This window comes from Bordetella tumulicola (assembly GCF_054779135.1).
On the sequence record NZ_BAAGYU010000018.1, the window covers coordinates 35678 to 47612 of the forward strand.

The following is an 11935-nucleotide window of genomic DNA, read 5'->3' on the forward strand; positions in this document are numbered from 1 at the left end:
TTTTCAAAGCGACTCCAACTCGGCGTGCAGGTCTGTCTTTCCGGCGGGGGCGGGCAGGCGATTTACCAAGAGTAGGACGGTTCCGATAGCCAGCACGCCAACCATCGCGAGCAGACCGGATTGCATGGTTCCGGTGAGCGTCTTGACGTAGCCAATAAGGGTAGGGCTCACGAATCCTCCGAATGCCCCGATCGTGTTGACGAGGGCGATGCCACCGGCTGCAGAGTCTCCTTTCATGTAATCCGACGGCATTGCCCAAAATACGGTATAGGCCGCCCATAGGGCCGCAGTGGCGATGGTGATGCTGACGAGTGTAATAACGAGACTGGACCCGTTCAATGCGGCGACCAAGAGAGTAACGGCGGCTAACGCCAGCATCGAAGCGCTGTGCCAACGTCGTTCTCCCAGTCGGTCGGAGCGGCGTCCCCACCAAATCATGGTGAATATCGCCGCAACATAGGGAATTGCCGCGTAGAAACCAATGTGCATGGTGCTCGTCACCCCCGTACTTTTCAGAATCGTTGGCAACCAGAAGCTGACGGCATAGTGCCCGCAGATAATGCAGAAGTACGCTATGCTCAGCAAAAGAACGCGCGGATCGCTGATAACCTGCTTGAAGGAATGGTGCTTGCGAGATTCGGGATTGCCGCTGCGTTGCAGTTGCGCTGCAAGATAGGTTTTTTCGTCCTGACTCAGCCATTTGGCATCCGAGGGGCGATCTACGATCAAGCGCAGGGAGATGAGGCCGAGAATGACGCAAGGAAGTCCTTCGACAAGAAACATCCATTGCCATCCTGAGAGACCACCGACGTTATCGAGCATGGTCATCAAGCCCGTGGACAGCGGTGCACCAACAATGCCGCCAATCGGGCCGCACAACATGATGACCGTGAGTGCCCGAGCCATCCGGTTTTCCGGGTACCAATAGGTTAGGTAGAAAATAAGTCCCGGTGCGAAGCCGGCTTCGAATACACCCAGCAGGAAGCGCAACGCATAAAACTGGTTCGCGTTGGTGACGAAGAGCATCGCTGCCGAAGTCAGCCCCCAGAGGATCATGATCCGGCTGAAGGTACGGCGCGCGCCCAGCCGAGGGAAAAGCAGGTTGCTGGGAACTTCGAAAAGCATGTAGCTGAGAAAGAATATCCCCGCACCCAGACCGTAGGCGGCATCGCTCAGGCCAATGTCCGCCTGCATCTGGATCTTGGCGAATCCGATATTTATTCTGTCCAGGTAGGCAAAGACATAGCACAGTGTAAGGAATGGGAGCAGCCGCCAACTGATCTTCTTGAAGAGGGCCTGCTGGCCGGATTGCGAAAGCAATACATTGTTCATGAGGGGGCACCGTAGGGAGTTTTCAGCCTCGCCAAGTGGCGCGGCCTGTTCGTTAAAAAGGCTTGCATCGACAGCAACTCGGCGTGTCTGCTCGAGCGGCAACTACCGGGATGATTTTTATCGTTCGCGGTGTGTATTCAAATCGACAATCGGGCGGCGGTCATGGCGCCAACAGTGCCCAATTTTTATTGACATTCGTCTGATATGTCAGATGGATGGTAAATATCCGAGATTGCTGATTTTTGGTCAATACGGGTTTCCCCTTGTTTTATTCTTTCCTTGTCGGCGTTGACTTTTCCTACGCACGAATCTAGTATGTCGACAACTGATATATCAGTGGCATGTCCTGGTTGAAATCTCACTGACAGGCATCGTGCCTGGCCACTCTAGTACCGCCTCGACAATCCCAATATGAAAATCCTGCTTGCTGGTTTCCAACATGAAACGAACACGTTTGTCGCGCTCCATGCGGCCTATGAGAATTTCGTCAATGGGGAGACCTTTCCCGCCCTGAAGCGTGGAAGCGAAATGTTCGCCTTGCGGGATGTGAATATCCCCGTCGGCGGTTTCATCAAGGAGATCGAACGCGATGGCCACCAACTGGTGCCGGTCGTCTGGGCGGGTGCCGGGCCTTCGGCGGAGGTACAGCACGATGCGTTCGAGCGCATCGTCGGCGAGATCGTCGACGCAGCCCGCGCGGAACGGGCTGACGCTATCTATCTCGATTTGCACGGAGCGATGGTTGCCGAGCAGGCCGAGGATGGCGAGGGTGAGCTACTAGAGAGATTGAGACGAGCCGTAGGAGAAGACGTGGCTATCGTCGCGTCGGTGGACCTTCACGCGAATGTCACTGAGCGGATGTTGCGACTTGCCGACGCGATCGTGGGCTATCGTACCTACCCGCATGTAGACATGGCGATTGCCGGACAGCGTGCCGCAAAGCTTATGCGCGAGCGACTCAACGGCCCTCGTTGGCATTGCGCGTGGCGCAAACTGCCTTTTTTGATTCCGCTAAATTCCATGTGTACGCTGGTAGAGCCGGCGCTTGGAACCTATCGTCGACTTGAAGAGATTGAGCGTGCCGGGCTGGCGTCACTTTCCTTGGCATTGGGGTTTCCCGCTGCGGACTTTCCCGAGTGTGGGCCGGCAGTTTGGGGCTACGGTCTTGACGCGCGAAAGGTCGAAGATGCCGTAGCAACCCTGGCTGATGAAATCGTGGCCTCCGAGGCCGCCTGGCAGGTGCATTTCTTGTTGCCAGAAGCCGCGGTCGAGGAGGCCATGCACTTATCGACGGGCGCTTCGAAACCTGTTGTTATCGCCGACACGCAAGATAATCCCGGGGCGGGCGGAGAGTCGAATACGACCGGTATGCTGCGCGCACTGATATCCAAGAATGCCCAGGACGCCGCTTTGGGTGTCGTGTACGACCCCGAGGCTGCACGACGCGCGCATCAGAGCGGCGTGGGTGCTTTGATTGACATCCCTCTTGGAGGCGAAGCCGGCCTTCCTAATGGAGAGCGCTTTCGAGGCATATTCGAGGTCGTTACCCTGTCTGATGGGGTGTGTCGCTTCGATGGACCGATGCTCAACGGTATGGAAGTGAAGTTAGGACCGGCTGCGCTGTTGAAGATTGGCGGGGTGTCGGTGGTGGTGAGCTCGGAGCACCCTCCTCAGATGATGGATCGGAATCTATACCGAGTCGTGGGTCTCGATCCCGAAAAAATGAAGATACTGGTGAATAAAAGTTCTGTTCATTTTCGGGCAGACTTTGATCCCATCGCACAGGCGACTCTCGTCGCGAAGGCACCGGGCGCTGTCGTGGCTGACCCGGCTGACCTTCCGTGGCGGCGTCTCAGGAGCGGGTTGCGCGTTGGCCCGCTCGGGCCATTTTTCGAGAGGGAGTGATCAGGAAGATACCCGGCCCGGGCGCGCGCTCAATTCTTTTCGTAATAGTCGTTGATGTATGTCATGGGTATCCAGCGGTAGCCGTCTCCGTCGACTTGCACATGCCCCACGCCCGGAAATGAGACGTGATCTCCGGCTATCCAATAGCGTCCCTTCACAGCGTCAGCGATCACCTGCTTGCGGGTAGCCGCGGCAGCTTCAGGATCCACGTCAAAGATAATCGTGACATCCGGTCGCGGTAGCTGTACCTCTGCAATGTGAAGGAGATCTCCCCAGAACACGAGCTTCTCTCCCTTGCTCTCAAGGGCATAGAGGGTATGGCCCGGTGTGTGGCCAGGTGCCGGGATTGATCGGATTCCTGGGAACAACACCGTTTCTCCACTGAATGTTTTCACTTTCCCTGCATTCAGGTAGGGCTGGACCTTGGCGGATGCTTCGTCGAAGTACTTCCTCGTCGATTCAGGCGCCTGCATGCGGCGTTCCGGATTCAACCAGTAGTCGACTTCCTTTCGCTCGATGTGCACGGTGGCGTTCGGGAAGACCATGCGTTGGCCGTCCATTAGGCCTCCGGTGTGGTCTGTGTGAATGTGGGTGATCAAGATGTCGGTGATTTGCTCTGGCAGGTAGCCCGCAGCCTTGAGGCTTGCGCTCAATTTGTTCAAGGTGGGGCCGTAGAGTTCGCCGGTGCCCGCGTCCACCATGATCAGCCGGTCGCCGGCTTTGATCAGGTACGCATTGATAGACGCCTCGACATCCGTGCTCTGGTATGTCTGTGCGAGGCGCGATGCCACCTCGCCAGCTCGAACATTGGTCAGCAGCTTGTTCGCGGGAATCGGCAGCGTGCCATCCGACAGTGCGACGACTTCGACGTCGCCGATTTTGAAATGGTAGTAGCCTGCCTGGAATTGACTGATCTTGGTCGAAGGCGTATTTACGCCTTCGGCCAAAGCGGGACCGGCGACCGGCGCGAGGGCCGCGGCAATGGCTAGGGAAATGGTGAGAATGGATCGATGCATGATGAGTTTCTTTTCAAGTAGAGGCAATGCGATATCGCACTGGATGCAATCAGTCAAAGCGTAAAGGGGATATCGAAGTGGCTGTTAATCGCTAGATTCGATGGGAGGTATCGGAATGTTCGATATGAAAAGATCGGAGTTGTACTTGCTGATCTCGTTGGACACATTGCTGGACGAACTGAACGTGACGCGCGCGGCGCGGCGCTTGCACATCGGTCAGCCGACCCTGTCGGGCCACCTGTCTCGTCTGCGCGAGCTGTTCCAGGACCCGCTGCTTGTGCCTTCCGAAACGGGCCGCGGCATGGTGCCGACCGAACGAGCGCTTGCGTTGCGTTCGAGTTTGTCGGATGCACTTGTCAGGCTCCGCGACGCTGTGGCGCAACCGCACGAATTTGATCCTGGAACTTCGGCGAGAACTTTTGTCGTCGCAACAAATGACAGCGTGTTCACGATCGTGGCACTGGACGTGATGGCGAAGGTGATGAGTTACGGCAACCCCGCATTGCGGATGGCCGTCGTGCCTGCCGACGATGCCGGGTTGGTCGAGCGCATGGCGCGCCGCGAGGTCGACCTGTTTCTCGGGGATATCGATCGCGTGCCGGATACTCTGAAGGCCCGATTTCTGCTCAGCGACGATTTTGTATTGGCGCAACGTTGTGGTCATCCCCGAGGGACCGGCACCCCCGATCTGGCAGAGTATTGCGCTCTTCACCATATCGTTGTGTCATCCCGTGCAGGCTTTTCCACTCCCGTAGATACGGTTTTGGAAAAATTGGGCGTCGAGAGACACGTCGTCGCTACCGTGCCCAGCTATAACCAAGTGGCGCTCGTTCTATCCCAGACCGATGGCGTGGCCAGTCTTCCACGAAAATTGCTCCAGCGCTATGCGACGTTTGTGGATTTGATTTCTCTTCCATTTCAGATTCCGTCATTTCGCTTGGCGATGGCATGGCATCCGCGGGCACAGAGTGATCCCGCCGGCATATGGCTCAGAGATCGTTTTCTGGAAATCGGCGAACGAGCGAAATCTACGAAGACGGACTTGGACTAGCTTTGGATTCACTTCGTGGCAAGGCGGTGTCGATAACTTACAACATTAGACGCATTGATTTTACAAATTGACACCGCTCAAATCAAAAAGTGTCAATACAGTAATCGCTCATTCGCGCCCAGGCTAGCCCCGCGCTGATGTTGATTCTGCATGCTTGGCAGTGAAGCGCCTCACTCGATCGAGGCAGTTACATCAGCGCTAAAGGGCTTTGACAATGGACGAACGGAATTCCGGTTCGGGGGACGCGTTGGGCTCGCTGAATCGAGCTCAGGAAGGTCTTGGCGCCAGCGGGCCAGTGACGGGCACTTTTTGTGCCGACTGGGCATCCCGTCTCGCCTGGCGATTCGGAACCCCTGTTGTGCTGCGTGCTCCGGCGTCCACCGCTGCGCAACGTGGCGCCATGCAGGGCAAGGCAGCCCGCATCGACGCCGGCAGTTTCACCCTCTTCGCTCTGTATCACGACAAGTCTGACATCTTATCGATGGCGCCAGATGAGGCCGGCATGCGTACGGTCACCTCTCGTGGCCAAGCTATCGATCGCAGCCGCAATGATGTGCAAGGCGATGCTCTCCAGTCGTTGAACGGCGGCGCCGTGCCATGGCAGTGCAGGCTCGCGGCGCACCGATTTCAGCGGACCGCTTCTGAACCAGTCGGCGACTGCCCGGCTGGAAACTCCTTCCCAAGCCATTTCTAAGAACTGCGGAACGACAGACACCATGAATAACAAGCGATTCGTTGATCGGTCTAGTAAACGCGGGCAAATTCTCCTGAAGAAAAAAGCGCGCGCCGAAGCAGGGGGCAGCGCAACCCGATCGGGATTACGCGAGATCGCCCTACGTCCGGGTGATCCGGCAATGGCGCGCGCCGCGACTTCCAAAGTGGGGCTCGCCGCGGGGTTGTTGGGCGCCGCGGCGTGGATGTTATTGCCCGCGCATTTGGTGGCGCAGTCATGCGGCGCACAAAACGGTATCTACACCTGCAACTATTCGGGTACGTCCACCGCCCACAACCTTTACACCGGGTCGCCGGATGCGTTGCCGATGGTGGTGAACACCTCTGGCAACGTGGTGATGTCCGTGCAACCCGGGCAAGGTACGGGCCTGAATTTTGGCGCGTTCGGAGAGAACGGTTCGGGCGGCAATGTTTATGGCTTGCAGTTCAACAATACCGGTTCGATCACGCTGAATTATGGATCGGGATGGAACTTAAGCCCGTACGGCATACAGGCTTCGCTTGGCGGGGGGAGCGGTAATCCCGGAGGCCTGAGTGAAAGCGGTTCCTCGCCCTCTGGTATCCATCTGGTTAATTCCGGAGCGATTGCGTTGAACATGGGTGGCACTCTGTCAGGCCAGGGCGCAGGGATATGGGCCAATGAGTTTGGCGGTGCTGGTGAGAACGGCGGAACTGGTGGCTGGACATCCGGCGTGTGGGTCACTAATTTTGCGCCGATCACGGTTGATATCAGCTCCGAGGGCCGCATAGGCGGCATTCTGGCCATGACTACCGGCGGGGACGGCAGCTCCGACGCTAGCACCAATACAAATGGCCAGGGCGGGCCGGTCGGGCCGGCTTCGGTAGAAAGTTATGCACCGGTACTGGTTAATTTCACGTGGCCCTCCGATGCAACGACGAATGGAGGTCAGTTCGGCATACTCGCCGCGATCCAGGGGGGCGCCGGCGGGGGCGGTAATGCGCAGGCGAATGGGAATTGGGGCGGATATGCAGGAGCAACGCCATCGATCACGCTGGCCGCAGGTGCCGATGTCACGCTCAACGCATCCGGCACCGGGCCATCATTGCCTACCCCCCCCGTCAGCGGCGGTGTAGTCGCCCTGGCCACGGGCGGGGCGGGCGGCCTGGGAGGCAACAATGTATATGGTTACAACGGCGGATCAGGGGGTGGCGCTTTCGGTGGTGTCATTAACGTGACGGATGCCAAGGTCACTACTACCGGAGGCTATTTACCGGGCTTGCTGGTGGTGGCCCAGGGTGGCGTAGGCGGCGATGGCGGCGCTTATAACAGCAACCATGAAGAGGCCAAAGCCGGATTTGGCGGCGCCGGAGGAAACATCAACGCGGGAGCCACCGTCAACCTGAACGCGTCATCCGCGGGGTCCGCGGCAGTGTCGACGTCGGGCGATGATTCCCCGGCGATTTATGTGACGCTGATCGGTGGCGACGGTGGCCAGGGCGGCTATCTCAGCGATGGACTGGATGAGGGTACCGCTGGCTATGGTGGCGATGGGGGTTCTGCATCGCCGAACGATCTTAACGGCAACTCCATCGACATCACCGTGAGCGGGGGCGCGCTTTCGACGCAAGGAGATAGTGCGCCCGGCATCCTGGCGATAACTCAGGGCGGCAACGGCCAGGACGGCCAGACTGGCACAGACTTCACGGCGGTTTACGGTGGCAACGGGGGTAATGGCGGCGGCGCCGGCAACGTGCAGGTTAGCGTCTATGGCGGCTCGTCGATCACGACTCAGGGCGACGATGCGCATGGCATTGTCGTGCAGAGCGTGGGCGGCAACGCCGGTGCCGGTGGGGCAGGGGGTGGCGCTGCCGGTCATGGCGGAGTGGGGGGGACAGGAGGCGACACCGGGTCCGCCCAGGTGAACAATGGGGGCTCGATCAGCACGTCGGGTCAGACGGCGCGGGGCATTATTGCCCAGTCGCTGGCGGGCAGCGGCGGCGGCGGCGGCAGCAACTGGAGCTTGTTCCCGGGGTATGGGGGCAAGGGTCTGGCGGGCGGTGCCGCAGGTAGCGCCAACGTGTCGCATGATGGCTGGATCAGCACCCAGGGGTCGAACGCACAGGGCGTGTTGCTGCAGTCTATTGCCGGCGGCGGCGGCGCCGGCGGTGACGCCAGTGGCTTTATGTCCAGCGTGGGTGGCTCGGGCGCGCTGGGCGGTAATGGCAATTCCATTTATTTTCAGTCTACCGGCGGTATCAGCACCACCGGTGTATCGGCGCATGGGGTGCTGGGCCAATCAGTTGGTGGAGGCGGTGGCGACGGCGGGGGTGGATCAAATTCGAAGGTGACCATCGGCGGCACGGGCGGGGGCGGTGGCGCAGGTGGGGCTGTCGTGGCGGATCTGAATGCAGGCACGCAGATTACGACGGCGGGAATGGGTGCGACGGGCGTTCTCATGCAAGCGATAGGTGGCGGTGGAGGTAACGCCGGCAATGCCACATCGGTGGGCCTGTTCGAATCGATTTCCATCGGTGGCCAGGGAGGTAATGGCGGCAATGGCGGACAAGTGCAGGTCACCGCAACGGGCGCCAACATCTTGACCCAGGGTGGCACTTCGCCAGGTATCGTGGCGCAGTCTATCGGCGGCGGCGGTGGGTCGGGTGGTCAGGCGATTTCCGGATCTTTTAGCGTCGGTTTTTCGGCCGGCTTTGCGATGGGGGGTAGCGGTGCCACCGGCGGCACTGGCGGGCCGGCCACCGTCAACGTCATTGGCGGCTCTATCACTACCGGGCTGGACCCATTGTTGCAGGCAAATCCCAGTGGCCCGGGTGCGTGCCCGTCGCTACCTTGCAATCTGCTGCCCGCCGACAGTTATGGCGTACTGGTTCAAAGCGTCGGTGGCGGCGGTGGGTTGGGCGGTTCGGCGTTGGCAGAGTCGGCAGCCGTGGGTGTACCTGTGGACGGCGGCTCTGTCTCGGGCACGCTCGACATTTCATTAGGCGGCACAGGCGGTTCTGGCCAGGATGCCGGCCCGGTGTTTTTCGGGTTGTCGAACGGAGGGCAGATTTTCACCAGCGGCAGCGGATCGCATGGCGTGCTGGCGCAGGCCATTGGTGGTGGCGGCGGAGCGGGTGGCGATTCGACCTCGATGGGCGCCGCAGTGGGATATGGTGGCGGAACGGCCGATGACGACAGCGTCAACTACGGCGTGACGCTGACGTTCAGTATGGGCGGTGACGGGGGGACCGGCGGCCACGGCGGCAATGTACTGGTGGCTATGGGTGGCACGGTGCCGGGGTTCAATAACAATCCGGATTACAACAGCCAATCCAGTACGCCTGATGCCCCAGGAAGCGCGCCGACTTCCATCGTGACGTATGGCGATTATTCCACTGCCATCGTGGCCCAATCGGTGGGCGGCGGAGGCGGCAATTCCGGTATGGGCGGCGGTAATACGCAAGGCTTTGGCGAGGCGACCAGCACCAACATCGGATTGAACCTGGGATCCCAGGGCGGCGCGGCCGGTGGCGGAGGATACGTCGCCGCCAATCTCTATTCAGGGTCGATCTTGACGTGGGGCGCGGGTTCGATGGGGCTGATTGCCCAATCCATCGCTGGCGGCGGTGGTACGTCGCAAGGGCTCTCGGTGAACGTGGCGCAAAGCGGCAAGTCAGGCAACACGACGATAAAGCCGGGTATCAACTTCGCTCTCGGCGGCAAAGGCGTGCCGGGCCAAAGCGGTGGTGCTGTAGATGTCTACGTCGGGGCAAACATCATGACCAAGGGCGGCGATGCCCCAGGCGTCTTGGCCCAGTCTATCGCCGGTGGTGGGGGCGTAGGCGGGTCGGCTGCGGCGGACGGGTCCAACGACAATCCCATCCTGCCTCAGAAAGCAACCGATGCCACGATCTCGGCACTGAAGGCCCGCGAAGCGTCCAGCAATCTGCATAGCCTGCTCAATGACGGTACGCCACCGACCATTGACCTGACTTTTGGTGTCACAACGGGGGGGACGGGCGGGACGGGCGGGGATGGTGGTGCAGTCAGCATCGCGCTGACCAGCTCTATCAATACGGCGGGCGACTGGTCCAAGGGCCTGGTCGCTCAGTCAATTGGCGGCGGTGGCGGCAAAGGTGGCTCATCGGCTGCATCCGGCACCGGCGGCTTGCCCGAAATAACCCTTAATTTGAATCACGCGATCGGCGGCAGCGGCGGCGCATCGGGTAACGGCGCTAACGTATCGATCAGCCTGGAGGGCACGCCAAGTATTGTGACCGCCGGCTTTGGCGCCGCGGGTGCGGTGGGCCAGAGTATTGGTGGCGGTGGTGGTATTGGCGTGGACGGTTCCGACCAAGCGACCGGCTTGATTTCTGTGGGTGCCGGGACGCAGACGGGCAAGAGCGGTGCCGGGGGCTATGGCGCTTCGGTAATGTTCACCACGTCAGGTAGTTATCCGTCCACCATCGCGACAACGGGCGGTGGCGCAGATGGTGTCTTGCTGCAGTCCATCGGGGGTGGGGGCGGCATAGGCGGGGCGGGCTCTTCTCTGTTCCAAAGTGCGTGGGCCACCTCGCAAAGCTTGAAGCTGACGCTTGGTGGCGGCGACAACGCTAACGGTACGGGCGGTTACGCCAGTTTTGATTCCAGCAACGGCCCTATCCAGATATCAACGACCGGCTATAACTCTTTCGGCGTTCTGGCGCAGAGCATCGGCGGCGGCGGTGGCGTGATTACGTCTACGCAGGCTTCCAGCGACCTGCAGACGCTGCTGGGCGGGACGGCGACCGTTGGCGGCAGCAATGGGGGAGATGTCTACGTCAACCTGGCCAACAACAGTTCCATTACCACTACCGGCGTGGGCGCCTTTGGGATTGCCGCGCAATCGATTGGCGGAGGCGGTGGCGTCATTCGCGTTGTGGGTGACCCGGCCAACTTGCCGGTGCTTTATACCGGTGCCAGCAACAGCACTAGCCAGACGACGCCTGCGCCCGGCGCAGGCGGAAATGTCAACGTGGTGGTAGACGGCACCAGCAGTGTTGCGGTCAGCGGCGCGGGGGCTATCGGCGTCTTCGCGCAAAGCGTCACGGGCGGCGGCGGGCTGATCGCCAATGAGGGAGGTATGTTCGCCGGTGCGCCTACGCAAGGGCAGTCGTGCTCGCACTGCGGCCAGGGTGGCGATGTGACAGTCACGATTGACGGTACCGTCAGCGCCATCGGCAAAAATGGTATCGGGGTGTTTGCCCAAACCGCGGGCGCCAATCCGGGCACCGCCAGCATTTCCGTAACTGGGACCGTTGTCGGGCAGACCATCAACAATGAACCGGGCCCGCAATCGGCTGCGGCCAATACTGCCCCCGATATGACGGCACTGATCCAGATGGATGCCCCCGGATCGACGAGCACGCTCAACATCAAGTCCGGCGGCCAGGTTATCGCCCACAGCCGCAATGGCATCTACGGCAATGCGGTTCAATCGCTTAGCGGCGAGACCACCGTGCAGTTGCAAGGCATGCTCACCGGTCAGACGCTACTACGCGACGGCTTGCTGAATATTCAGTCGACTGGCGTGCATAACACCGGTGCGCAGACCCAGGCGGGCAAAGTGGTCAACGCCGGCACGATGAACATCGGCGTGCCGGGATGGGGTGCGGCCATGGTCACCACGCTGACCGGCGACTATGAACAGACGTCACAAGGTGTGCTGGGCGTGACGGTGGATTCGCTGAACAACACGGCTAGCCACGTGAAAATCAACGGGTCGGCGCAGTTGGATGGCGTGATTGTGCCGACGTCAGTAACGTTGCTGCCGGGCGAGGTGCCGGTGCTGACTGCGGCCAGCCTGGACGGCATGCCCGATGCGCAGGATTCGTTGGTGTATCGCTGGGATACCAAGCGCAGCGGCAATACGCTGTCGATCACACCGACGGCGGATTTCAC

Annotated in this window: 6 protein-coding genes; 4 read left to right on the forward strand and 2 right to left on the reverse strand. The window is 60.3% G+C overall.

What is annotated here, in order from left to right; genetic code table 11:
• Positions 1–3: 3 nt before the first annotated feature.
• Positions 4–1332, reverse strand: a complete 1329-nt coding sequence (locus tag ACYVDM_RS26060; RefSeq protein ID WP_415793525.1) for an MFS transporter — start codon at positions 1330–1332, stop codon at positions 4–6.
• A gap of 411 nt (positions 1333–1743) precedes the next feature.
• On the opposite strand from ACYVDM_RS26060, the gene ACYVDM_RS26065 reads away from it, so the two are divergent.
• Positions 1744–3237 (forward strand): M81 family metallopeptidase, encoded by a 1494-nt coding sequence (locus ACYVDM_RS26065; protein WP_415793524.1) that lies wholly within the window; start codon positions 1744–1746, stop codon positions 3235–3237.
• A gap of 29 nt (positions 3238–3266) precedes the next feature.
• On the opposite strand, the gene ACYVDM_RS26070 is transcribed toward ACYVDM_RS26065, so the two are convergent.
• Positions 3267–4253 carry an MBL fold metallo-hydrolase gene (locus ACYVDM_RS26070; protein WP_415793522.1) on the reverse strand — a complete coding sequence of 329 codons (987 nt, stop codon included), beginning with the start codon at positions 4251–4253 and terminating at the stop codon, positions 3267–3269.
• Positions 4254–4377: 124 nt separating this feature from the next.
• Here ACYVDM_RS26070 and ACYVDM_RS26075 point away from each other — a divergent pair, with 124 nt between their 5' ends.
• The 3 genes from ACYVDM_RS26075 to ACYVDM_RS26085 form a co-directional block, all read left to right on the forward strand.
• Complete coding sequence (locus tag ACYVDM_RS26075; RefSeq protein ID WP_415793520.1) at positions 4378–5304, forward strand: LysR family transcriptional regulator; 927 nt, start codon at positions 4378–4380, stop codon at positions 5302–5304.
• A gap of 214 nt (positions 5305–5518) precedes the next feature.
• Entirely contained in the window at positions 5519–5998 is a 480-nt protein-coding gene (locus ACYVDM_RS26080) for a hypothetical protein (RefSeq protein WP_415793519.1), read from the forward strand.
• Positions 5999–6020: 22 nt separating this feature from the next.
• A partial coding sequence (locus ACYVDM_RS26085; RefSeq protein ID WP_460475500.1) for a beta strand repeat-containing protein occupies positions 6021–11935 on the forward strand: 5915 nt, incomplete at its 3' end.

Coding starts and splice junctions, on each gene's coding strand:
- ACYVDM_RS26060 (WP_415793525.1), bottom strand. CDS start 1,332: ATGAACAATGTATTGCTTTCGCAATCCGGCCAGCAGGCCCTCTTCAAG.
- ACYVDM_RS26065 (WP_415793524.1), top strand. CDS start 1,744: ATGAAAATCCTGCTTGCTGGTTTCCAACATGAAACGAACACGTTTGTC.
- ACYVDM_RS26080 (WP_415793519.1), top strand. CDS start 5,519: ATGGACGAACGGAATTCCGGTTCGGGGGACGCGTTGGGCTCGCTGAAT.
- ACYVDM_RS26075 (WP_415793520.1), top strand. CDS start 4,378: ATGAAAAGATCGGAGTTGTACTTGCTGATCTCGTTGGACACATTGCTG.
- ACYVDM_RS26070 (WP_415793522.1), bottom strand. CDS start 4,253: ATGCATCGATCCATTCTCACCATTTCCCTAGCCATTGCCGCGGCCCTC.